Raw genomic sequence first — 22765 nt, 5'->3', positions numbered from 1 at the left:
TTTTCCTCATTATTTCCCGAGAAATAACTCTCATTACGTCGAAAAAAATACCTCCAGACGAAATGGTCTGAAGGCATTTTGATAATTAATTACCTGATTCTTGATTTTTTTCCGGGTCTTCAGTTTTCTCTGGATCTTCAGTTGTTTCTTCGTTTGGATCCTCTTGATCAGCTGAATCTTTAGCCTTTGTATCAGCTTTTATTTTCTCATCTTTCAGTGAATTGATCGGTTTATCCAAATACTCTAATGGATTAACAGCCACATTATCTTTTCTTACTTCAAAATGGACATGAGTTCCGGCATCTTCGTTAATGGCACTAGTTCCTCCGGTAGCAACGGTTTCACCTTGTTTAACGGTGTCTCCTTCTTTTACCTTAATATCTTTTACAGAGGAATAATGGGTTTCTACCCCTTTTTCATGCTCAATCACTACTAGATTACCCAACAATGCGTCTTCTTGCACCATTTTTACCTTCCCGCTCATAGATGCGACAACATCAAAGCCTTTCCCATCTTTCATGGCGTAATCGATCCCTGTGTTAGGTTGATACGTGTTATTATAGACAACCAGGGATGCTTCCTGTTGCTTCGTATCTCCATTCACATCATAGAATTCCTTTTTGATGACCGCAGAATCAGCTTCGGCCATTGGAATAGAGAACGTTTCCAGCGAATTGTTTACTTCAATGGATGGCTCATTATTTTCAGACGTAATATTTTGTTTGTTCTCAGATGGATCTTGCGTAAAATCATTATTGCTTGCTTGATACACTAAAATGCCTGTCAAAAGAATAGCTGCACTTAAAATGTAGACTGCCGGTAGGAACCAACGCTTTTTCACCATGCTTTTCAATTTTGACTGAGAAGATCGTTTCTTTTCTTCCTCTCTCATTTTCATCACCTCTGCCATCATTCTGAACACTTTTCAGAAAATATATACATGGATGACGAAAAAATTTATATCTTTTGTTAAATAGGCGAAAATTATGCATGAACTAAAGTTTTATTTTCTCGAAAATCTATTGTACGGCATCTCTTTTATAATAGAAGCATATTCGATTTAAGGTGAATTCACCTTTCAGCTGAGTACTATCGTATACTTCATTCATATTGGTCTTTCTGCTTTTATCAACACGTCCACCCCGGCATAAAAGAAAGCACTTCAATAATGATAGACACAAAAAATCTCCACTCACACCCAATAAAAAACATAGGGAGAAAACGGAATCGTTTTCTCGTTTTCTCCCTATGTCTTACTGGACTGACCAGCCGAACTTCATTTCTTTGCAGTATATGTAGGCAAGTAGGCTGTCGCTTCTGAAATTTTTACATCTTTATAGTAATACGAAATAATGTCCTTATAGGATTTGCCGGCCTCTGCCATTCCATTTGCCCCATATTGGCTCATTCCCACTCCATGGCCGTATCCTTTTGTCGTTATGATGACCTGGTCGCCTTTTTTGTACCAGGAAAAGTCACTTGATTTTAGTCCGAGTAACTCTCGCACATTTTTCCCTGTCAGGCGTTTACCGCCTATTTCAATCTCTCCAATTCGGTTTCCATCTGTACGGCTAATAATTTTTCCTACATCCTTATTGCTGCCAATTGTAACATTCAGGAGACGTTCAAACTCCGATACAGGGATGGTCGTTTCGCTCAAATATTTTGGGGATTCCGCGTCCCAGGGACTGGCCACACTGCGCAGGTAAGGAAGTGCATTCGGCCAATAATCTTCTGAGTTCTCTGTAAACCCGTTACTGGTAGAGAAGAAGGATGGAGTAATTAATTCTTGATTATAAGTCAAAAGCTGCCCTTTCGTTGCAGAAACGGCCTCTTCAATCTTTTTCATATTCATTTGATATTTATTTCCCCAGGAAGCTTTTAACTCCTTAGCATTCAAATAAACCTGATCATTCACGGTGTCCGTTATATCTGCACCCTCTGGTATATCCTTTTTTGTTTTGGATGTTAGTGCCTTTACGATGAAGGTTCGGGCTGTGAGTGCTTGAGCCTTTAATGCTTCCAGTTCAAAATTGGCAGGCATTTCAGCCGCTACTACACCGGCTACGTAATCCTCCAGAGCAACCGTTTCTATTCTTTTTTGACTATGTCTGTATACTTGAATGGTCGTTTGCAGATCCGCTTTATTCTCCGGCTGCTGTTTCGGTTCTTTTAACACCTGCTGTTCAGCCTCCACTCCTTCTTCCTTAAAAGGCGCGACCATGATGGTGGGAATGATAATAGTAACAGCTGCTACAAGACTAATGGCAAAAATAATCGGTTTCCAATGCTTCATATAGTAGTCTCCCCTCTACTTCAGTTAACTGTCCAACACTCTTCAGTGTATGAACGTAATCTTCTGAATATGTGTATACCTTATAGAGGGAATGAATTTTTTCTGTCAGGAATGGTTTTTCTTTTTCTTTTCATAGTTTCTGTAGAGATTAAATAAAATGTATAGAATAATGCCAAAAAGCAAAAGGTCCAGCAAAATTTTAGCCACTTTAAAAATTAAAATCGCCAAACAAACGATTAAAATGATTTTGATGATGGTTGACCCATTTATCTCTTTCATTCTCGTACTCTCCTTTCGATTTCATTATCAACAGTCTACCAAACTTTCAAACTATTTAGTGAGTTTTCCCCAAAATCCACGAAATGTGGATAAGTCTGTGCATAACTTGTGATTGATTATTTTTTTTCTAAAAATTCTCTTAAAAACTTGATAAATATGGTTTTATATGTTTAAGACTGGTTTTTAATGTTCTTACTGTGGGTATATATGTGGATAAGCATATCCTTTCTGTGTATAACTTGTTGTTAATTTGTTTATATGTCTGTGGATAAGTTGGTGAGTGAAGGATTTTACGTAAAGTATCCACATGTTATGAAAACGTAAAAAAGCCAGACAATTATGCCTGGCTTTTAAAATCTACAATTTAGGCGTTTTCAGCAATAACAGTTGTTTCTTCTTGATCAGAAGATTCTTTAATTCGCTCGATATCCGCACCTAGTGCAGCAAGTTTACCATGGAAATTCACATATCCACGATCCAAATGCTTAAGCTCCGTAACACGAGTTACACCTTCAGCAACAAGGCCGGATAAAATCAAGGCTGCTGCTGCACGTAAATCTGTAGCTGCTACTTCAGCTCCCTGAAGATTTGCTCCTCCGGAAATAATGACAGAACGGCCGTCAATTTTGATATCAGCATTCATGCGGCGGAACTCTTCCACATGCATGAAGCGGTTTTCGAAGACCGTTTCAGTGATCATGCTAGTTCCATTGGCACGCAACAGCAATGCCATCATTTGAGATTGCATATCCGTTGGGAATCCTGGATGCGGCATTGTTTTAATATCCACTGCTTTCAAGGATGATGGCCCAATTACTCGCAGTCCGTCTTTTTCTTCTTTGATTATAATGCCCATTTCTTCCATTTTGGCAACTAGAGAAGATAAGTGCTCCATTAAAGCACCTTGTACCAATACGTTACCACCAGTAATGGCAGCAGCAACCATGAAAGTACCTGCTTCAATACGGTCTGGAATAATATGATGTTCTGTGCCGTAAAGTTTTTCTACACCTTCAATACGGATAGTAGCTGTTCCTGCACCTTTAACTTTAGCACCCATTTTATTCAAATAGTTAGCCAGGTCAACGATTTCCGGTTCTTTTGCACAGTTATCCAAAATAGTGACACCATCAGCTAATGCTGCAGCCATCATGATGTTTTCAGTCGCACCAACACTTGGGAAATCCAAATAGATTTTTGCGCCTTTAAGACGACCTTCAACCTCAGCTTCAATAAAGCCATTACCAACTTTAACGTCAGCACCCATTGCTTCAAATCCTTTTAAATGCTGATCGATCGGACGTGAACCAATTGCGCAGCCGCCTGGTAAAGCTACGCGAGCTTTTCCGTTTCTAGCCAATAATGAGCCCATGACAAGAACTGAAGCACGCATTTTACGAACGTACTCAAACGGTGCTTCTTCTGCTAATGGTTTAGAAGCATCCACTGTTACAGTATTATTGCTAAATTCAACTTCTGTATTTAAATTACGAAGTACTTCATTTATTGTATATACATCGGATAGCTCCGGAACGTCTTTAAGAACGCTTTTTCCTTCACTTGCTAATAATGTTGCAGCTAATACAGGTAAAACGGCGTTTTTAGCACCTTCAACTCGAACTGTACCTTCTAACCTGTTTCCGCCGCGGACAATGATTTTTTCCAAAGTTATTCCCCTCCGCGTTCAATATCTCTATATTAGTATTCAAATGCTATTATCGGTGTGCCAATGGTAAACTGTATCCCATTGTCCATTCGATCGTCTTTCTGTTCTCGAAAGGCCAATTGGAGGTTGACTCCATTGGTCAGATTATTTGTAAATTGTTTGCTTTTTGCAGCAACAGAAATAAAATTGCTTTCTATTGCACGCTCCATTGACTTAGCTTCAAATTCATTCATCCAGTTTTTTAGTAAGACCTTATCCATATTAGCACCGGTTATCCCTTTGATACAAGAGAAATATTGGGGCTTGTCCTTAAATATGCCCTTAGTACCAGTTTTGAGCCAGTTCTGAATAAAGTCCACGTGTCCACGTGTCCACTCAGTTCCCTCAATGCTAAAAATCAGAACTGTTTTTTGTGAATCACTGGACATGATTTTAATAGTAGACGTAGTATTCAACTTTTCATCCAGATATGTACCAACCAATGTTTTTCCATTGCTGCTTTTATCTTCGTTCCAAACATAATTGGTATATTTATTCTGTATGTCAGCTGTTACGACAGGGAATTGATCATCCACATTTGCACGAGCTAAAACAATCCAATCCGTTATTTCTGCTGCTGGATCTACATGTTTTATGCCCTCTGCCATTAGTATCAAATCGTGTTTAGACAAAGCTTCTGTCGTCTTATTCCCTACATATAAAACCATCAAACCAACAATTATTGAAAGAATCACTTTTTTCACGTATACCACTCTCCCCTATTGCTTTAGTCTTACCTTGGGGATTCATAAGCATACCGTAATCTGTTCGTCACTTTCTGACAACTTCGATTAATTAAAGAGATTCGTTAATTGCTGAGCATAACTCCAGTACTCAAGAAAAAATCCACTGACAGCTGAACCAATCGTGATGGTCAGCAAGATATACAGCACTCTTGCCTGAACCACTCTTCCCGCTCTCAGCAACTTATCAAAGTGTAAGGCTTGTAATGCCCACCATGTCACCGCTATAAAAAACAAATGGCTCACTATGCTGAGTAAAGCTTGCATTCCGAATGAATTCATGACCTTTTTCCTTTCATACAAAAAGATATACTTTTACAGTGTAACATATTTAAAAGGAAGGTTCCTCTTTTAAGACAAATAATCGACTATTTCTAACAAAAAAGTCAGCATCGGACAAAAAACGCGAATTTTTGTCATTTCATCTGCATGATTTGCCTATCGAATTCAGCTACCTATTATTTTACAAAAAATAAACATAGATATCTATGTTCACTTTTTCACAATTTTACAGGTATTTATTGGGTATCACTGTTCACCAACAACTATTCAGGAGAATCTTTTCTACCATTACACTATGTCAGGCTCATTTATTCTCCCTGATAAAAAACCAAGAGGCTCATTCACCTCCTGGTTATGTAGATCTATTTCAGCATTTTGTATATATCCGTAAAATTCTGGTGGAAGAAATCGAGCAAGTAATGAGGGAATAATCCAAATAGGATCGATCCTACTGCGCAAAGACCAATTATATAATGAACGATAGATATGTTCCTGCTGGCTTTCCCTTCTTCACCAGACCTCATAAATAACTGAACCATGATGTTAAAATAATACATATACGAGATCACTGTGGTTATTAACATAATTCCTGCCAGCAGATAATGACCATTTTCTTTTGCAAAAAGGGTCATGAATATATTCAGCTTTGCGATGAATCCCGCCGTACCTGGAATTCCTGCCATGGATAGGATGAAAATACTCATCGAGACAGCTAAAAATGGCGCTTTTTTATACAAACCGGCGAGCATATATTGATCCTCGTCTCCAATCTCCCGGTCTTCCGCGATCAATTGAATGACGGCAAATGCACCTGTCATCATTAACATATAAGCGGCAAAATAGTACCAGACAGATTCAATCGTATATTCTCCAAAGGCCGCAACTGCGGCAAGCAAGTATCCCGCATGAGCAATACTTGAATAAGCAAGCATCCTTTTAAGATTCTTTTGCCTTAATGCAATCACATTTCCGGCAATCATCGTGAAGGCGGCAAGAACAGCCAGATAATTTTGATTGGCCGTAAAAATCGATAAGAATCCGATATCATCCATTGTCGCTGTTAAATAGACCGTAACCACGATACGTATTAAGAGCGCAAAGCCTGCTGCTTTAGAAACGGTACTTAAAAAGGTAGTGACCGGTGTTGGTGATCCCTCGTATACATCCGGAGCCCACATATGGAATGGCACGGTAGCCAGTTTAAAGGATATTCCAATCACAAATATCAGGAAGGATAGTCCGGCAATATATTGAAGCTGGGAATTATCCTGTGTGGCGAATATAGTACCGATTTCAAAAATATTAGTCGTTCCGCTCACGCCATACAAGTAACTCAGAGCAAACAGGATAATCGCCGTTGAAATCCCGCCATTGACTACATATTTCATGGCAGCCTCAGCAGATTTCAGGTTATTCTTCTGCATTCCCGCAAGGATATAGGACGAGACGGACAATAGTTCAAGCCCAACAAACAATGTAATTAAATCTCCGCTTGATGTCATCATCATCGCACCCAATAAAGCAGTTAAGAATAAATAATAAAATTCAGCCTGGTATGGCTGCATTCCGGCTCTCGGCTTATGCTCAATAGCCAACATCATAACGAACGCAGACCCTGCCAGAAGAATGAGTTTAAACGCTTTGGCAAAGGAATCCAGGCGGAACGTATCATATAATATGGATTCTGCCTCCATTGGTATCAAACCCAATAAGGTAATGATAGCCAAAAGGATACTGCCAAACGCAAACCAGCCAAGTATCTTTCGTGCAAACTGTTTAGGCATGCAAAGATCCATTACCGAGAGAATGACCGCCGCACCAAGAATGATAAATTCCGGTATTAATAAATTCCAGTTCATTGACATTAACGTATCCATATCCATATGGCGATCACCTCCCTATCCCTGTCATCAAGTCAGCAATTTCAGCCTGCAGCGGTCCTTCCAGGATAGCCGGGCTGATGCCAATCAAGATAATGAAACTAAGTAATACAAATGCCGGTACTGCTTCTGCCGCTCTTAAATCGGCCAGAGGCAGCGTATCCTTTTTGGTACCAAATGTAATAGTCAGAACGGCGCGTAATACATAAACAGCTGTTAACACAATTCCAAGCGTACCAATGGCAGCAAGGATTGGTTCGTTTTGAAATAATCCCATGAACGCCATAAATTCACTGATAAACCCGGACATTCCCGGCAAGCCAAGTGATGCCATCCCGCCTGCCAATAAAATACCGGAAAAAATCGGAATGGATTTAGCTAATCCACCAAGCTGATTCAAATCCGTCGTTCCGGTTCTTTCATAAAGGAAACCGACCAGCAAGAATAGCAAAGCGGCAATCAATCCATGAGAAACCACTTGAAACAGAGCTCCCTCTATCCCCGCAGCATTTAACGCACCCAGTCCAATCAGGACAATCCCCATATGAGAGATAGAGGAATAGGCAAGCACGAGCTTGAAATCCGTCTGGAGTAAAGCAAGCCATGCCCCGTACAGGAGATTAATGACGCCAAGCAAGGCAATCAGGAAGGAAAACTCCTTAAATTCTTCCGGAAACAATCCCATTCCAAACCTGATTAGCCCATAGGCACCAATTTTTAATAATACACCGGCATGCAGCATGACAATCGCCGGCGGAGCCTGCACATGGACACGCAGCATCCAGGAGTGGAACGGAAAAATCGGCAGCTTGATGCCAAAGGCAAGGATGATTCCGGCAAAGAGGACATATTTTAATTCCTGGCTGATTGGAGCGAGCAGCGTCTGCCCGCCAACCGATAAGATTTTCCCCAATATCTCCATATTGGCTGTACCAGTTCTCGCAAAAAGAACCATAATCACAAACAGGAGAAAACCAGAACCTAACCCGTTATAGATCAAGAAGCTAAAGGCAGCCTTCTCTTTGTCAAAATACCCCCATCTCCCTATTAAAAAGAACATCGCCACCAACGTAACCTCGAAGAATAGGAAGAATAAAATTAAATTCTCTGCCAGGAAGACACCAAGCATGCCAACCTCTAATAAGAGGAAAAGGAGAAAATAGCCCTTCCATTCGTTTTTAATTTGAAGAACAGAAGCAATGGCTGCGAGCGTACACAGAATGGCCGTCAATAGGACCATGACAAGTGAAATCCCATTGAGACCTAACTCAAAAGGCACCGCATACAGTTGACTTTGTCTGATTCCCCCATCTCCTAATTGAAACCATTTGTGAAAAACCGCAAAGGCTGAAAATTTCACACCGGATAGATACTGGCTATATAAATAGAAGCTAAGGAGCAGTGGAGGAATAGTTCCCAAGACCCCTAATCGTTTCAACGCTTTTTCATTATCTTTTGATACAAACAGCAATCCCGCTATCCCTATGAATGGAGAGAAAACTAGCAAACTAAGAATATATGAATTCATCTGACGTACCCTCCTGTCCATGCAAAGATCACAAGCACAGCAGCCAGGCCAAGCAGAGCAATCGTTCCGTATAGTTGTATTTGGCCATTATGGGCTTCAGATCCCTTGACCGAACCGAAATGGACTACGTATTGAATCGCTGCCAATATTCCCTGGAGGATATATTTTTCAATCCAGAAGAGGAGAACGCCGAAGGATTTTACGCTACGTACAATTGTATACTGATAAAATTCATCGACATAAAACTTATTGGCTACCATTTGATACAACGGTCCAGGCACTTCCTCCTCCAAACGGACATGGCCTCCTCTTCGATAAAGCAAGTAGGCAGTTCCGCTCCCAATCAAAAAGGCAAATGCGGCCGCGATGGGGATCCATATGGGCCCGTCTGCATGTACATGGCCAATGTATTGATTTCCCTCCACCAGCCAGTCTCCAAGAAATGTGCCAAACCAAGGAGTGTTCACGTAACCTGCGAAGATTGAAAGGATGCCAAGGATCATCATCGGAACCATCATGGAACCAGGTGACTCCTGCACGTCCTTTGTTTCATATCGGGAAGGCCCGGTAAAGACGAGAAAGAAAAGGCGGAACATATAGAAGGCTGTTAATATAGCAGTTAAGAAAGCGAGAATAAATAGGACGTAATGGCCGCTCTCCCATACAGATACAAGAATCTCATCCTTACTAAAAAATCCTGAGAAGAACGGAAATCCGGTAATGGCCAATGTTCCAATTAAAAATAGTGGCCCGGTACGCTTTAATTTTTTCCACAAACCACCCATCTCGTGGATATTCTGGGTGTGAACGGCATGAATGACACTGCCGGCTGCCAGGAATAAGAGGGCTTTAAAAAAGGCATGTGTTGTTAAATGAAAGACACCGGCTACATAGCCTGCTGTCCCGAGTGCGAGCATCATATAGCCAAGCTGGCTAATGGTTGAATAGGCCAAAATTCGCTTAATATCCTTTTGGACCGTAGCAATGACGGCAGCAAAGATGGCTGTAAAAGCACCGATAATCGCTACTGTCAGCAAGGCTGTTTCACTCGCCGCAAACAGAGGATACATGGTCGCTACCAAATAGACTCCGGCTGCCACCATTGTAGCGGCATGGATCAAGGCTGAGACAGGAGTCGGGCCTTCCATTGCATCAGGAAGCCATGTGTGTAAGGGGAATTGACCGGATTTCCCGATGGCGCCAATAAAGATCAGCAATGCAGTGGCCGTAATCCAGCCTGGTGAAAGGTTACCATTTTCTACGGCTGCAAAAATGACGGCGTACTCAAAGCTTCCCGTTTTCCAGAATAAGAGGATGATGCCAATAAAAAGACCTACATCGCCAATTCTGGTCATAATGAACGCTTTTTTAGCTGCGCGCCGTGCCGCATCCTTGTAAAAATAAAACCCGATCAAAAGGAAGGATCCCAACCCGACCAATTCCCAGAATATATAGAGCTGCAGGAGATTCGGTGAAACAACCAAACCCAGCATGGCAAACGTAAACAGTCCCAAATAAGCAAAGAAAACGGGTACTCTTTGCTCACCATGCATATACCCAATTGAATAAATATGTACTAATAAGCTGACCAGTGAAACAATGACCAGCATTAAAGCATTTAGCTGGCTTACCTCTACTCCCATGGTCACTTGTACGTCTCCGATTTTCAGCCAATCCACCACAGAGCGATAATCAGGTGTTTGAAAACGGGCAAAGAGTACCAGCAGAGAGCTAAGGAAGGTAAGAAACGTGAAGCCAATCCCTATATACGCGCTCGATGCCTTCAGCCTCTTTCCAACCACAAGCAAAAGAACGAATGACAGGAGCGGGAAAAGAGGGATGACCCATACAAGTTTCATCATAGTAACATTTCCCCTTACGATTGAAGAACGGCATTTCCCCTCTTCAATTCGAGATTATCCATTGACGTTAATTTTTCAATGTATCCATTTCATCTATATGGACGGTCTTACGATTCCGATAAAGCGAGAATAAAATCGCTAGTCCCACTGCAGCTTCAGCAGCTGCCACCGCGATAGCAAACAGGGCGAATACTTGCCCTGTAATCGCAGGGGCCGGTCCAAGCTTACTAAAAGCAACCAAATTAATATTCACCGCATTGAGCATTAATTCAATAGATACAAGAACAATGATTATATTACGCTTTGTTAAAGCTCCATAAAGCCCTATGCAAAATAACGTTAACGCCAGCGTTAAATAAGCAGGAAGCGGAACAGAATTCATTTTTCCTCCTCCTTTTGATCGTCTTTTCTTGCCAGTACTACAGCACCAACTAAGGCAACCAGCAGCAATACAGAAACCAGCTCAAATGGAATCACAAATTTCGTAAAGATTGCGAGTCCAATTTTCTCCGTATTATTGATATGCAAGGTGCTCGGTTGATTCGAATCATTGGTGCCTGTATGGACTGACTCTGTAAAGTTTAAATTATAGATACCGGCATAGACTGCACCCGCAAAGCCCAAGATCCCGACTATGACAAAGGCTTTCCTCCATATGCCTGCCTTCGATACACTGGGGTCACGATGATTGGTCAGCATAATCCCAAAAAGCATAATGATTGTGATGGCCCCAGAATAAATCATGATCTGGACGACCGCTACGAATTCTGCTGACAGTAAAACATAAATTCCGGCGATGCTGATAAAGGTAAACACGAGCGCCACCATCATATGCATCACCTTTGTTAAATGGATCATCAGCACAGCCCCGCAGATTGCTATTAACCCCAGCACACTGAATGCCGCCATTTCTCCGCTCATTATTGATTCACCTTTCGAATATTTTCATCATTTTCGTCGAGCCATTCCAGGTTCTTAAATAACTCGTCCCGGCTGTATTCTGCCAGTTCAAAGTTATTGGTCATGACAATGGCGTCTGTCGGACAAACCTCTGTACATAAATCACATAAAATACATATCTCAAAATTGATATCATAGGTGTCGATGATTTTGCCTTTTTTAGTAGGGTCAGGATGTTTTTTACCTGTTAAATGGATACAGTCTGTAGGACAAATATTCATACATTGATTGCATACAATACATTTTTCGGGATAAAATTTTTGAATGCCGCGGAAACGATCAGGTACCATAATCGACTCGTTTGGATAATCATAGGTTACTTTTTCACGAGCTAAATTCTTCAGTGTGTACTTCAGTCCCTTAGCTAAACCGAACATTTCTCTCCCTCCCTCTATTCATCTCACTATCCAGGCTATAATTTTATGACTAATGCTGTTATGAAAATATTAAGTAAAGCAATCGGCAGTAACACTTTCCAGCCAAACTCCATTAAATGATCTGCCCGTAACCTCGGAAACGTGACACGAACCCATATAAGAAAAAAGATGATTACAAACCATTTTAAGCTGAACCAAACAGCACCCGGGATCCACTCAAGGAACGGAAGCGGCTGCCATCCTCCAAAAAACAGGACTACGGACAAAGTGGCCATCGCAAACATATACACATATTCTGAAAGCATAAAGAATGCCCATCTGAATCCCGAGTATTCAACATGAAAACCGGCGACAAGCTCCGATTCAGCCTCTGACAAATCAAAAGGAACGCGATTTAATTCCGCTACTGCGGCTATAAAAAAGACAACAAACGCAATCGGCTGGCGGATAATATTCCATACACCGGATTGACCTTCCACAATGTCATTTAAATTCAAGCTGCCTGATAAAAGAATAATCCCGATAACCGACATGACAAGCGGAACTTCATAAGAAATCATTTGGGCGCCTGCACGCATCCCGCCAAGGAGGGAATATTTATTATTCGACGCCCAGCCGGCGGCTAAAATCCCGACTGTGCTAACTCCTGACACCGCAATATAGTAGAGCAATCCCACACCAAGATCCGCAAATTGTAGAGCCTCTGTAAAGGGCAATACGGCGACAACTGCCATGGCCGGTGCGAAAGCAATAAAGGGAGCCAATTTAAATAATGGTTTATCTGCCTGATTCGGAATCGTATCTTCTTTAAGGAGCAATTTGAGGACATCTGCTACAGTCTGGAGCAAACCCCATTTTCCCCCAAGCTGATTGGGACCATGGCGCAGTTGCATATAGCCCATTACCTTCCGCTCCGCCAAAATGGCAAATGTCACAAATCCCAGAATGACAAACATTAGAACAATCGCCGAACCTGCAAATATAGCTACGGAGCTCCAGCTTGGAGTTGAGGTAAGTAAATCTTGAATCATCACCCATCAACCTCCCCAAGGACGATATCAATCGCACCCAATATGGCAACCAGATTGGCTATGTTTTCTCCCTTTAATAATTTCGGCAGAATTTGCAAATTGTAAAAAGAAGGGCGTCTGAATTTAAGCCGATACGGTTCTTTTTTACCGTCGCTTGCTATGTAACAGCCAATTTCTCCACGCGGTGATTCAATGCGTACAAACCCTTCTCCTTTTGGAGGTTTAATAATTTTAGGAACCTTCGCCAGCACCGGTCCATTAGACGGAAATTGCTCGATACATTGCTCCAAAATTTTTAAGGATTCTTCAATTTCATCCAGCCGAATTTCATATCTCGATAACACATCGCCTGTTTCACGTGTAACAATTCTGAAATCAAATCGTTCATATATGGAGTAGGGAGCTGTCTTGCGTAAATCCTGTTTTACACCCGTACAGCGTAAATTTGGTCCGCTCAACGAATAGGCAATGGCATCTTCAGCTGAGTAAATTCCAATTCCTTTTACCCTGGTTAAAAATATCTCATTTCCGCTTACCAGCTCCCGATATCCCTCAAGCTGTTCACGCATATACGGAATAAATTCTGCAACCTTTTGAATCCAGCCTTCCGGGGCATCCCATTTCACCCCGCCTATACGCATATAATTAAAGGTCAGTCGGGCTCCTGATAGCTCGTTTAAGAAATTAAGAATCATTTCTCTTTCCCTGAATGCGTAGATAAATGGACTGGTCGCTCCCAAATCCAGCACGAATGTCCCCCATGCCACAAGATGGCTCGAAATCCGGCCCAGTTCCATGGCCATAACCCTTAAATATTCAGCTCGTTCAGGCACTTCAATCTTCATCATCGTTTCGACCGCATAACAAAGCACATAATTATTGGTCATCGCTGATAAATAATCTAGCCGGTCCGTGTAGGGGATAATCTGAGTGTATTGAAGATCTTCCGCCAGCTTTTCAGTTCCTCTATGTAAATAACCAATAACCGGTTTTGCTTCTGTTATGATTTCCCCATCAATTTTTACAACAATCCGCAGAACACCATGTGTACTTGGATGCTGAGGTCCTACATTCAAAAGCATTTCTTCCGTTCGAATCATACCCCTACACCTCCACATCGTCGTACTGCTCATAATCCTTACGCAGTGGATGACCAACCCAATCTTCCCCGAGAAGGATACGCTGTAAATCCGGGTGACCAGTAAATGTTATCCCGAGTAGATCATATATTTCAGACTCGGCCCAATTCGCACCCTTCCATAACGGTACGACAGATTCCAATTCTGGCTGATCACGATTCAGCTTCACTTTAATGACAATATCACGCTGATATGGAAAAGAATACAAATATAAATATACCTCGAAATGGGTGATAAAGTCAGTTCCGTGAATTTCAGATAAATAGTTAAACTTCAATTGTTCATTTTTGCGTAAAAACGCAAGCGTTTGAAAGTACGCCTCTCTTTTCACAACAATTGTCGGCACATCCTTGGAAAGCGTATTAATATAGGCATCTTCTAAACTATCAGGGCCTATATTCCCTTCCAGTATCGTTTTATATGAATCTAGTAGGGATTGATTTGGAGATGGAACTTCTTCTGGTTCTGGTGTGGATCGTTTTTCAGTCGGTTGTGCTTTAGCTTTAGCTTTAGCTGCTGCAGCGGCCTTTGCCTTAGCAAGGGCAATTGCTTTTGCCTTAGCTTTTTCTTTGTCTGATTCATCTTTTGGTGTGGCGGATTCGGATTCTCTATCTGTTCGCTTTTGTTTGGCCAGTGCGGCGGCCTTTGCTTTGGCTGCTGCAGCTGCTTTTGCTTTCGCAAGGGCGATTGCTTTTTCTTTGTCCGATTCGTCTTGTGGTGCGGTGGATTTGGATTCTCCCTCTGTTCGCTTTTGCTTGGCCAGCTCGGCGGCCTTTGCTTTGGCTGCTGCAGCTGCTTTTGCTTTCGCAAGGGCGATTGCTTTTTCTTTGTCCGTTTCGTCTTGTGGTGTGGTGGATTTGGATTCTCCCTCTGTTCGCTTTTGCTTCGCCAGTGCGGTGGCCTTTGCTTTGGCTGCTGCCGCTGCTTTTGCTTTCGCGAGGGCGATCGCTTTTTCTTTGTCCGTTTCGTCTTGTGGTGCAGCGGATCTGGATTCTCCCTCTGTTCGTTTTTGCTTGGCCAGTGCTGCGGCCTTCGCTTTGGCTGCTGCCGCTGCTTTCGCTTTCGCGAGGGAAATTTCATCTTTTTCTTTTTGGAAATCTGCTTGTGTAGATGGTTCTGAGGATTGTCTTTCAGCAAGCTTTCTTTTTGCTGCTTCTTTTGCCTTTTCAGCCGCCTCTTTCTTTTGCTGGGATAAGTCTTTCTCGCTCAACTACAACACCTTCTTCCCAGTTTTCGCCTCATATTTAATCTTTTCTTTTAATTTATTGATGCCATATATCAGCGCAGCAGGATTGGGGGGACAACCGGGTATATAAACATCGACGGGCACAATTTGGTCGACACCCTTCACGACACTGTAGGAGCGTACATATGGACCTCCCGCAGTAGCACACGAACCCATAGCAATTACCCATTTCGGTTCAGGCATTTGATCATATAGCCTTCTTAGAATAGGAGCCATTTTCTTTGTTACTGTGCCAGAGACAATCATAACGTCTGATTGACGAGGAGATGTCCGAAAAAATGAACCAAACCGGTCCACATCATAATGCGAGGAACCTACTGCCATCATTTCAATTGCACAGCATGCCAGTCCAAAAGTAAGCGGCCATAAGGAGTTTCCTCTCGCCCATCCCTTGACTTGCTCCAATGTCGCCATAAATATCGTTCGTTGAAGTTCATCCACTTCTCGAGGAGACAGATCATCCATTTTTAATTCCATTTAAGCACCTTCTTTTTCCAGGCATAGAGTAATCCAATTACAAGCATCACTACAAAAATAAACATCTCAATCAATGCAAATACACCTAATTTGTCATAGGCTACAGCCCATGGATATAAAAATACAGTCTCCACATCAAATAAAACAAACAACAGTGCAAAAATATAATATCGTACATTAAATTGAACCCGTGAATCATGAAAGGGTTCCAGCCCACTTTCATATGTTGTACCTTTTTCGTTGGTGGGTTTGTAAGGTCTTAATAACTTTCCCAAAGACAGTGCAACGATCGGAAGTAAGATACCAAGGCATAAAAAAACCAGAACGATTATATAATTGTTCTGATACCAATGTAGTGATGCCACTCTCATCCCCCATTCTTCGTCTTAAATTGTCTGAATATTCAAATGTAACCGTATACATTATATCATCGTGAAATATACATGTCGATACTATATGGATAATTTTGGTCATACCACTTCTATATCATTTATTTTTATAGAATGGGGTAATGCTTGTTTATTACTGGATTTCGCTGCTTTTTTGCATCTTTGTTGCACCTTTATCCCGTCAAAGCTCTAGCATAGGTGGAGGATAGGTGTTTTCCCTCACCTTTCACACACCTTTGCTGCACCTTTACCCCGTCATAGCTGTGGCATAGGTGGAGGATAGGTGTTTTATCACAGCTTTCACACACCCTTCCTGCACCTTTACCCCCTCATAGCTGTCGCATAGGTGCAGGGTAGGTGTTTTTCCTCAGCTTTCATACACCTTTGCTGAACCTTTACCCCGTCATAGCTGTAGCATAAGTGGAGAATAGGTGTTTTCCCTCACCTTTCACATACCCTTGTTGCACCTTTATCCCCTCATAGCTGTAGCATAGGTGCAGGGTAGGTGTTTTCCCTCACCTTTCACACACCCTTGCTGCACCTTTACCCCGTCATAGGTGCATCAAAGGTGTAGCAAGAGTGTGCCATAGCTGACTGCTTTCATAATCAAACACCATCCATTTCACAGCCCAATCTCACAATTACGCAAATCTCTCATTCCCATACACTTACCGGTAACTACATCCCCTCATACTTTATATATATTTCTCGAATGCGAAGTTATGTACAAAAAAACTCCAGGGGTCTCATCCCTGGAGTTTTATATAGTCTTTAAACGTTTAACGTCGGTTATGTTCAGCAATATCTAGACGGTTTAAAGCACGCTTAAGTGCCAGTTCTGCACGGTGTGCATCGATTTCAACTTGTCTGTCTTGAAGTCGTCTTTCGGCACGTGCTTTAGCCTGTTTGGCGCGAGCAGTATCAATATCTTCAGCACGTTCAGCTGACTGCGCGAGTATGGTTACTTCTTCTCCGTTTACTTCCATAAATCCTCCGGATACAGCAACCCATTCTGTATTGTTACCCGTTTTTAAACGAACGGAACCGATATCAAGTGGAGCTACCATTGGAATATGGCCGGCAAGGATACCAAGTTCCCCCGTTTTTGCTTTTGTACTGACCATTTCTACTTCTTCTTCCAATACAGGACCGCCAGGAGTAACTACAGAAACTTTAATCGTTCTCATATATGTGCCCTCCTATAAGATCCTTTTGGTTAAGCCTCAACGCCCATTTGCTTAGCTTTTTCAACAACGTCTTCAATGCGTCCAACAAGACGGAATGCATCTTCAGGAAGGTTGTCGTATTTGCCTTCAAGGATTTCTTTGAAGCCTCTAACTGTTTCTTTAACTGGTACGTAAGAACCTTTTTGACCAGTAAACTGTTCAGCTACGTGGAAGTTTTGAGATAAGAAGTTTTGAATGCGTCGTGCACGGGCAACAACTAATTTATCGTCTTCTCCCAATTCGTCCATACCCAGAATGGCAATGATATCTTGTAACTCTCTGTAACGTTGCAATGTAGATTGAACGCTACGAGCCACTTCATAGTGTTCTTCTCCAACAATCGCAGGAGAAAGCGCACGAGATGTAGATGCCAATGGATCCACCGCTGGGTAAATACCCATTTCTGATAGTTTACGCTCTAAGTTTGTTGTTGCATCTAAGTGGGCAAATGTTGTAGCCGGAGCCGGATCCGTGTAGTCATCGGCTGGTACGTAGATTGCTTGAATAGATGTAACAGATCCCACGTTAGTGGATGTGATACGCTCTTGTAATTGACCCATTTCTGTAGCCAATGTTGGTTGGTAACCAACGGCAGAAGGCATACGTCCAAGAAGGGCGGATACTTCTGAACCGGCTTGTGTGAAACGGAAGATATTATCGATGAAGAATAGTACGTCCTGACCTTGTACATCACGGAAATACTCAGCCATTGTCAAACCAGTCAAGGCAACACGCATACGTGCACCAGGTGGTTCGTTCATTTGTCCAAATACCATGGCTGTTTTCTTGATAACACCGGAGTCAGTCATTTCGTGGTAAAGGTCATTTCCTTCACGAGTACGTTCTCCTACACCTGCGAATACGGAGATACCACCGTGTTCTTGGGCGATATTATTAATTAATTCCTGGATTAATACAGTTTTACCTACACCGGCACCACCGAATAATCCGATTTTTCCACCTTTAATATAAGGGGCTAGTAGGTCTACTACTTTGATACCTGTTTCAAGGATCTCAACTTCAGTAGATAACTCATCAAATTTCGGAGCTTCTCTGTGAATTGGATCTTTTTGATAGTTTCCTTCTAAAGGAGCATCCAAATCGATTTTTTCACCTAACACGTTGAATACACGACCAAGTGTTATGTCTCCAACCGGTACAGAAATCGGTGCTCCTGTATCAATAACCTCTGCATTACGGACTAATCCGTCTGTAGAAGCCATTGCAATCGTACGAACCGTATCATCGCCTAAGTGAAGAGCAACTTCCAAAGTAAGGTATTCTGCTTCATCAGCAGGTGCTCCTTTGGAAATGTTGATCTTCAGGGCGTTATAGATCTCAGGTAGTTTGCCGTTTTCAAATCTAACGTCAACAACTGGACCCATGACTTGAGTAACGCGTCCTATGTTCATTCCATTCCCTCCTATTTACTCTATGCCGTGTGAATGTTCGAATCTATAGTTCCATTTTATCTATTCGAGAGCAGCGGCTCCGCCGACAATCTCGGTAATTTCTTGTGTAATTGCAGCCTGGCGAGCACGGTTGTATGTCAATGTGAGAGACCCGATAAGCTCAGAGGCATTATCAGTGGCACTCTTCATTGCCGTCATCCGTGAAGCATGTTCGCTTGCCTTACCATCCAGCAATGCGCCATAGATTAAGCTCTCGGCATATTGCGGCAGTAACACTTCTAGAATCTCATCCTGATTAGGTTCGAATTCATAAAGTTTTGTTGCTGCTTGTCCTTCTACACTTCCAAGAGGTAAAAGTTTAGTTTCCGTTACTTCTTGGGAAATAGCACTAATAAAGTGGTTATAGTACATATAGATTTCGTCAACAGTTTCGTCTGCGAATAATTTTACCGTACTGGCTGTGATTTCTTTAATGTCATCAAAGCTTGGTTGGTCAGACAATCCGACCATCTCCTGAATGACGTTCATTCCGCGGACACGGAAAAACTCGCTTCCCACGCGTCCTAGAACGATAATGCCGTATTCATCCGGGGATTGATGGCGTTCATTGATTGTCTGATAAACTTTACGTAAGACACTGCTGTTATAGGCTCCAGCTAATCCGCGATCGGAAGTGATAACCAAATATCCGGTTCTTTTCACAGGACGTGAGACCAGCATCGGATGAGATGCATCCGTGCTTCCATTCGCAATGCTCGCTACGACCTCTTGGATTTTTTCCATGTACGGTACAAAAGCTTTCGCGTTCGCTTCGGCACGATTCAATTTGGAGGCGGAAACCATTTGCATGGCTTTTGTGATTTGGCTCGTCTTTTTAGTTGATTTTATACGCGCATCTATATCACGTAATGATGCCATTCATTCTCACCATCCTAGTATTTAATGCCTATCCTGTTATTCCGATACAACAAATTGTTTTTTAAATTCATTAACAGCTGCATTCATATCGTCTTCTTTTGGCAGGTCGCCAGTTGTGCGAATATGTTCATACAACTCATTGTGGTTGCGTGCAGTCCATTCGATGATTTCAGCTTCGAAACGTCTGATATCAGCAAGTGGAATATCATCAAGGAATCCACGAGTTAAGCAGTATAGAATCAATACTTGCTGTTCTACACGAAGCGGTTTGTGAAGATCCTGTTTTAATACTTCTACTGTGCGTTGACCACGATTTAATTTTGCTTGTGTGGCTTTATCCAAGTCAGATCCGAATTGGGAGAAAGCTTCAAGCTCACGGAAAGATGCCAAGTCCAAACGAAGAGTACCGGCAACTTTTTTCATTGCTTTAATTTGCGCGGATCCACCTACACGGGATACGGATAGACCTGCGTTGATTGCAGGACGTACGCCGGAGAAGAAAAGATCAGATTGTAAGAAAATTTGTCCATCTGTGATGGAGATAACGTTTGTTGGAATATAAGCGGAGATATCTCCTGCTTGTGTTTCAACGAACGGTAAAGCTGTAATTGAACCGGCGCCAAGTGCGTCGCTCAATTTTGCAGCACGCTCTAATAAACGGGAGTGCAAGTAGAATACATCCCCTGGGAATGCTTCACGGCCTGGAGGACGTTTTAGCAATAAGGAAAGCTCACGATAAGCTGCTGCTTGCTTGGATAAATCATCATATACAACAAGGACATGTTTGCCTTGAAGCATAAAGTATTCACCCATTGTTACACCACTGTATGGAGCAAGGTATAACACTGGTGCTGGTTGTGATGCAGATGCAGAAACGACGATTGTGTAATCCAAAGCGCCATGCTTACGGAAAGTCTCAACTGTTCCACGAACGGTTGATTCCTTTTGTCCGATTGCCACATAGATACAAATCATGTTCTCATCTTTTTGGTTCAAGATCGTATCGATCGCCACAGATGTTTTACCTGTTTGACGGTCACCAATGATTAATTCACGTTGTCCACGTCCGATTGGAACTAGGGCATCGATCGCTTTAAGTCCTGTTTGTAAAGGCTCATGAACAGATTTACGATCCATTACACCCGGTGCATTATTTTCAATTGCACGCGTTTCAGATGTAACGATTGGACCCATTCCATCAAGTGGTTGTCCAAGAGGGTTAACGACACGTCCGATTAAAGCCTCACCTACTGGTACTTCCATAATGCGGCCTGTACGGCGTACTTCGTCTCCTTCTTTAATGTCGCGGAAAGGACCCAGGATAATAACACCAACGTTATTTTCTTCCAAGTTTTGCGCCATACCAACTACACCGTTGGAGAACTCCAACAGCTCTCCGGACATGACGTTGTCCAATCCATGAACACGCGCGATACCGTCACCAACAACGATTACGGTGCCGACTTCACTCATTTCTATATCAGTTTGATAGCCTTCAATTTGTTTCTTAATCAGCGCGCTGATTTCTTCAGCTCTGATGCTCATGAATTTCACCCCTAACTTCTAATATTAACTCAACAATTGACGTTCCAAGCGTTCTAGCTTACCTAAGACCGTACCATCAAAAATACGGTTACCGATTCGCAGCTTGATTCCGCCCAGAAGACTGCTGTCTACGATATTTTCAATGCGCAGTGCCTGTTTTCCAATTTTTTGGGCAAAAGCCTTTGAAATGCCTTCTTGTTCCTGCTTCGATAAAGCACGGACAGAATAAACTTTAGCATCGACTACACCTGTGTATTCGTTTACCAAAAGAATAAATTCATCTGCCAGAGTCGTCACGATATTTTCGCGATGACGGTCTACAAGAATCATTAATAGGTTTTGAATAGATGGAGACATAGTAGCAAAAGCCGTTTTTATAGCGTCTTTCTTACTCTCCAACGTAACCTTTGGATGCTCAAGGAATGTAGTAAGTTCCTTATTTGACAGGAATACTTCCTTCAAAGTCCGCATTTCGCCTTCCAAACGGTCAATTTGATTATCTTCCTTGGCAATTTGGAAAAGAGCATCTGCATAGCGTTTTGCTACAACCGTATTACTCATCGCTCTTCTCCTGCCTCTTGAATGTAATCGTTAATTAATTTTTGTTGATCAGCTTCACTAAGTTCTTTTTCAATCACTTTGGACGCAATTAGAACGGACAAGGATGCAACCTGCTCACGAAGGGCAACCATTGCTTGCTCTTTTTGCTGTTCAATTTCGCGTTTCGCTGACTCTTTCACACGTTCAGCTTCCTGACGGGCAACAACGATGATTTCTTCGCGTTGTTGTTCACCATGTTTCTTAGCATCTTCAATAAGAGACAAAGATTCCTGGCGTGCTTCTTTCAGCATAGTACGTTGTTCTTCTAACAAAGCAGCTGCTTCTGCACGATTCTTTTCTGCTACTTCAATTTCACTTGCAACATGTGATTCACGTTCTTTCATAATGCCCATTAGAGGACCGAATGCGAATTTTTTCAGTAAAAGCATCAAGATAATAAAAGAGACTAATTGGAAAATGATATCTCCCGTATTTAGCCCGCTATGTGCTGCAGCTCCAAGTACCAAATTATTAAATAACACCCCTATTTCACTCCCTTCAGAAGTCTTTACGGCTTACTTTTTAGTGCATATACGTTTAAACCGTACAAGGACGGCTAGATTTTAGTAAACATAAAGGAATGGCGAAGATTATCAATTGATTCTCCGCCATCAATATTGTCAATTACTTGTTCAATACCATGAACGCGATAACAACCGCGATGATAGGAATCGCCTCTACTAACGCTACCCCGATGAACATAGTTGTTTGAAGCATACCACGTGCTTCCGGTTGACGTGCGATACCTTCTACTGTACGAGATACGATCAAACCATTACCAATACCTGCTCCAAGAGCGGCTAAACCGATTGCGATTGCTGCTGCTATAACTCCCAAACTCATTATGAAGTTCCTCCTTTAAATTGTATA

General features: G+C 42.1%; 24 protein-coding genes. All 24 read right to left on the bottom strand.

Translation table 11 applies throughout. The features are described 5' to 3' along the window. Window positions 1-85: 85 nt before the first annotated feature. The gene (gene spoIIQ, locus AC4G3L_RS12845) at window positions 86-892 is read right to left on the bottom strand and encodes a stage II sporulation protein SpoIIQ (RefSeq protein ID WP_491077379.1); all 807 of its coding nucleotides are present in this window, start codon (window positions 890-892) and stop codon (window positions 86-88) included. A 384-nt stretch (window positions 893-1276) separates the two neighbouring features. Then, window positions 1277-2296, bottom strand: a complete 1020-nt coding sequence (spoIID, locus tag AC4G3L_RS12840) for a stage II sporulation protein D (RefSeq protein WP_491077378.1) — start codon at window positions 2294-2296, stop codon at window positions 1277-1279. Window positions 2297-2401: 105 nt separating this feature from the next. Continuing rightward, window positions 2402-2575: a hypothetical protein gene (locus tag AC4G3L_RS12835; protein ID WP_491077377.1), complete on the bottom strand. Its 174-nt coding sequence runs from the start codon at window positions 2573-2575 to the stop codon at window positions 2402-2404. Window positions 2576-2939: 364 nt separating this feature from the next. Further along, window positions 2940-4241, bottom strand: a complete 1302-nt coding sequence (gene murA, locus AC4G3L_RS12830; protein ID WP_491077376.1) for a UDP-N-acetylglucosamine 1-carboxyvinyltransferase — start codon at window positions 4239-4241, stop codon at window positions 2940-2942. A 32-nt stretch (window positions 4242-4273) separates the two neighbouring features. After that, a complete protein-coding gene (locus AC4G3L_RS12825; RefSeq protein ID WP_491077375.1) occupies window positions 4274-4984 on the bottom strand; it encodes a YwmB family TATA-box binding protein in 711 nt (236 codons plus the stop codon). Between the two features lie 87 nt (window positions 4985-5071). After that, window positions 5072-5305, bottom strand: a complete 234-nt coding sequence (locus AC4G3L_RS12820; protein WP_491077374.1) for a DUF1146 family protein — start codon at window positions 5303-5305, stop codon at window positions 5072-5074. 362 nt (window positions 5306-5667) lie between these two features. Further along, the gene (nuoN, locus tag AC4G3L_RS12815) at window positions 5668-7188 is read right to left on the bottom strand and encodes an NADH-quinone oxidoreductase subunit NuoN (RefSeq protein ID WP_491077373.1); all 1521 of its coding nucleotides are present in this window, start codon (window positions 7186-7188) and stop codon (window positions 5668-5670) included. A 7-nt stretch (window positions 7189-7195) separates the two neighbouring features. Then, window positions 7196-8713, bottom strand: a complete 1518-nt coding sequence (locus AC4G3L_RS12810; RefSeq protein WP_491077372.1) for an NADH-quinone oxidoreductase subunit M — start codon at window positions 8711-8713, stop codon at window positions 7196-7198. Further along, entirely contained in the window at window positions 8710-10575 is a 1866-nt protein-coding gene (gene nuoL / locus AC4G3L_RS12805) for an NADH-quinone oxidoreductase subunit L (protein WP_491077371.1), read from the bottom strand. The genes AC4G3L_RS12810 and nuoL overlap by 4 nt, the downstream gene beginning before the upstream one ends. Before the next feature lie 67 nt (window positions 10576-10642). Next, the gene (gene nuoK, locus AC4G3L_RS12800) at window positions 10643-10957 is read right to left on the bottom strand and encodes an NADH-quinone oxidoreductase subunit NuoK (RefSeq protein ID WP_491077370.1); all 315 of its coding nucleotides are present in this window, start codon (window positions 10955-10957) and stop codon (window positions 10643-10645) included. Then, window positions 10954-11496 carry an NADH-quinone oxidoreductase subunit J gene (locus AC4G3L_RS12795; RefSeq protein ID WP_491077369.1) on the bottom strand — a complete coding sequence of 181 codons (543 nt, stop codon included), beginning with the start codon at window positions 11494-11496 and terminating at the stop codon, window positions 10954-10956. The genes nuoK and AC4G3L_RS12795 overlap by 4 nt, the downstream gene beginning before the upstream one ends. Continuing rightward, the gene (gene nuoI, locus AC4G3L_RS12790; protein ID WP_491077368.1) at window positions 11496-11912 is read right to left on the bottom strand and encodes an NADH-quinone oxidoreductase subunit NuoI; all 417 of its coding nucleotides are present in this window, start codon (window positions 11910-11912) and stop codon (window positions 11496-11498) included. Before nuoI ends, AC4G3L_RS12795 begins: the two co-directional genes overlap by 1 nt. Window positions 11913-11947: 35 nt before the next feature. Continuing rightward, a complete protein-coding gene (gene nuoH / locus AC4G3L_RS12785; protein WP_491077725.1) occupies window positions 11948-12943 on the bottom strand; it encodes an NADH-quinone oxidoreductase subunit NuoH in 996 nt (331 codons plus the stop codon). After that, complete coding sequence (locus AC4G3L_RS12780; protein WP_491077367.1) at window positions 12943-14043, bottom strand: NADH-quinone oxidoreductase subunit D; 1101 nt, start codon at window positions 14041-14043, stop codon at window positions 12943-12945. Before AC4G3L_RS12780 ends, nuoH begins: the two co-directional genes overlap by 1 nt. A 4-nt stretch (window positions 14044-14047) precedes the next feature. Next, the gene (locus tag AC4G3L_RS12775; RefSeq protein ID WP_491077366.1) at window positions 14048-15292 is read right to left on the bottom strand and encodes an NADH-quinone oxidoreductase subunit C; all 1245 of its coding nucleotides are present in this window, start codon (window positions 15290-15292) and stop codon (window positions 14048-14050) included. Beyond that, window positions 15293-15805 (bottom strand): NuoB/complex I 20 kDa subunit family protein, encoded by a 513-nt coding sequence (locus tag AC4G3L_RS12770; RefSeq protein WP_491077365.1) that lies wholly within the window; start codon window positions 15803-15805, stop codon window positions 15293-15295. Next, the gene (locus AC4G3L_RS12765) at window positions 15796-16176 is read right to left on the bottom strand and encodes an NADH-quinone oxidoreductase subunit A (RefSeq protein ID WP_491077364.1); all 381 of its coding nucleotides are present in this window, start codon (window positions 16174-16176) and stop codon (window positions 15796-15798) included. Before AC4G3L_RS12765 ends, AC4G3L_RS12770 begins: the two co-directional genes overlap by 10 nt. A gap of 797 nt (window positions 16177-16973) precedes the next feature. Next, window positions 16974-17381 (bottom strand): F0F1 ATP synthase subunit epsilon, encoded by a 408-nt coding sequence (locus AC4G3L_RS12760; protein ID WP_491077363.1) that lies wholly within the window; start codon window positions 17379-17381, stop codon window positions 16974-16976. A gap of 29 nt (window positions 17382-17410) precedes the next feature. After that, window positions 17411-18832: a F0F1 ATP synthase subunit beta gene (atpD, locus tag AC4G3L_RS12755; RefSeq protein ID WP_491077362.1), complete on the bottom strand. Its 1422-nt coding sequence runs from the start codon at window positions 18830-18832 to the stop codon at window positions 17411-17413. Between the two features lie 60 nt (window positions 18833-18892). After that, window positions 18893-19750 (bottom strand): F0F1 ATP synthase subunit gamma, encoded by an 858-nt coding sequence (locus AC4G3L_RS12750; protein ID WP_491077361.1) that lies wholly within the window; start codon window positions 19748-19750, stop codon window positions 18893-18895. 36 nt (window positions 19751-19786) lie between these two features. After that, a complete protein-coding gene (gene atpA, locus AC4G3L_RS12745; protein WP_491077360.1) occupies window positions 19787-21295 on the bottom strand; it encodes a F0F1 ATP synthase subunit alpha in 1509 nt (502 codons plus the stop codon). A gap of 24 nt (window positions 21296-21319) precedes the next feature. Further along, on the bottom strand, window positions 21320-21856 hold the full coding sequence (locus AC4G3L_RS12740) for a F0F1 ATP synthase subunit delta (RefSeq protein WP_491077359.1): 537 nt from the start codon (window positions 21854-21856) through the stop codon (window positions 21320-21322). Continuing rightward, on the bottom strand, window positions 21853-22377 hold the full coding sequence (gene atpF / locus AC4G3L_RS12735) for a F0F1 ATP synthase subunit B (RefSeq protein WP_491077358.1): 525 nt from the start codon (window positions 22375-22377) through the stop codon (window positions 21853-21855). Before atpF ends, AC4G3L_RS12740 begins: the two co-directional genes overlap by 4 nt. Window positions 22378-22519: 142 nt before the next feature. Next, window positions 22520-22738 carry a F0F1 ATP synthase subunit C gene (gene atpE / locus AC4G3L_RS12730; protein WP_491077357.1) on the bottom strand — a complete coding sequence of 73 codons (219 nt, stop codon included), beginning with the start codon at window positions 22736-22738 and terminating at the stop codon, window positions 22520-22522. Window positions 22739-22765 lie beyond the last annotated feature (27 nt).

It is taken from the genome of Bacillus sp. z33 (assembly GCF_058313615.1).
Note: the sequence above shows the minus strand (reverse complement) of the source record. Positions and strands in the feature narration are given on the sequence as shown.

Coding starts and splice junctions, on each gene's coding strand:
- spoIIQ (WP_491077379.1), bottom strand. CDS start 892: ATGAGAGAGGAAGAAAAGAAACGATCTTCTCAGTCAAAATTGAAAAGC.
- spoIID (WP_491077378.1), bottom strand. CDS start 2,296: ATGAAGCATTGGAAACCGATTATTTTTGCCATTAGTCTTGTAGCAGCT.
- AC4G3L_RS12835 (WP_491077377.1), bottom strand. CDS start 2,575: ATGAAAGAGATAAATGGGTCAACCATCATCAAAATCATTTTAATCGTT.
- AC4G3L_RS12820 (WP_491077374.1), bottom strand. CDS start 5,305: ATGAATTCATTCGGAATGCAAGCTTTACTCAGCATAGTGAGCCATTTG.
- nuoN (WP_491077373.1), bottom strand. CDS start 7,188: ATGGATATGGATACGTTAATGTCAATGAACTGGAATTTATTAATACCG.
- AC4G3L_RS12810 (WP_491077372.1), bottom strand. CDS start 8,713: ATGAATTCATATATTCTTAGTTTGCTAGTTTTCTCTCCATTCATAGGG.
- nuoL (WP_491077371.1), bottom strand. CDS start 10,575: ATGATGAAACTTGTATGGGTCATCCCTCTTTTCCCGCTCCTGTCATTC.
- nuoK (WP_491077370.1), bottom strand. CDS start 10,957: ATGAATTCTGTTCCGCTTCCTGCTTATTTAACGCTGGCGTTAACGTTA.
- AC4G3L_RS12795 (WP_491077369.1), bottom strand. CDS start 11,496: ATGAGCGGAGAAATGGCGGCATTCAGTGTGCTGGGGTTAATAGCAATC.
- nuoI (WP_491077368.1), bottom strand. CDS start 11,912: ATGTTCGGTTTAGCTAAGGGACTGAAGTACACACTGAAGAATTTAGCT.
- nuoH (WP_491077725.1), bottom strand. CDS start 12,943: ATGATTCAAGATTTACTTACCTCAACTCCAAGCTGGAGCTCCGTAGCT.
- AC4G3L_RS12780 (WP_491077367.1), bottom strand. CDS start 14,043: ATGATTCGAACGGAAGAAATGCTTTTGAATGTAGGACCTCAGCATCCA.
- AC4G3L_RS12770 (WP_491077365.1), bottom strand. CDS start 15,805: ATGGAATTAAAAATGGATGATCTGTCTCCTCGAGAAGTGGATGAACTT.
- AC4G3L_RS12765 (WP_491077364.1), bottom strand. CDS start 16,176: ATGAGAGTGGCATCACTACATTGGTATCAGAACAATTATATAATCGTT.
- AC4G3L_RS12760 (WP_491077363.1), bottom strand. CDS start 17,381: ATGAGAACGATTAAAGTTTCTGTAGTTACTCCTGGCGGTCCTGTATTG.
- atpD (WP_491077362.1), bottom strand. CDS start 18,832: ATGAACATAGGACGCGTTACTCAAGTCATGGGTCCAGTTGTTGACGTT.
- AC4G3L_RS12750 (WP_491077361.1), bottom strand. CDS start 19,750: ATGGCATCATTACGTGATATAGATGCGCGTATAAAATCAACTAAAAAG.
- atpA (WP_491077360.1), bottom strand. CDS start 21,295: ATGAGCATCAGAGCTGAAGAAATCAGCGCGCTGATTAAGAAACAAATT.
- AC4G3L_RS12740 (WP_491077359.1), bottom strand. CDS start 21,856: ATGAGTAATACGGTTGTAGCAAAACGCTATGCAGATGCTCTTTTCCAA.
- atpE (WP_491077357.1), bottom strand. CDS start 22,738: ATGAGTTTGGGAGTTATAGCAGCAGCAATCGCAATCGGTTTAGCCGCT.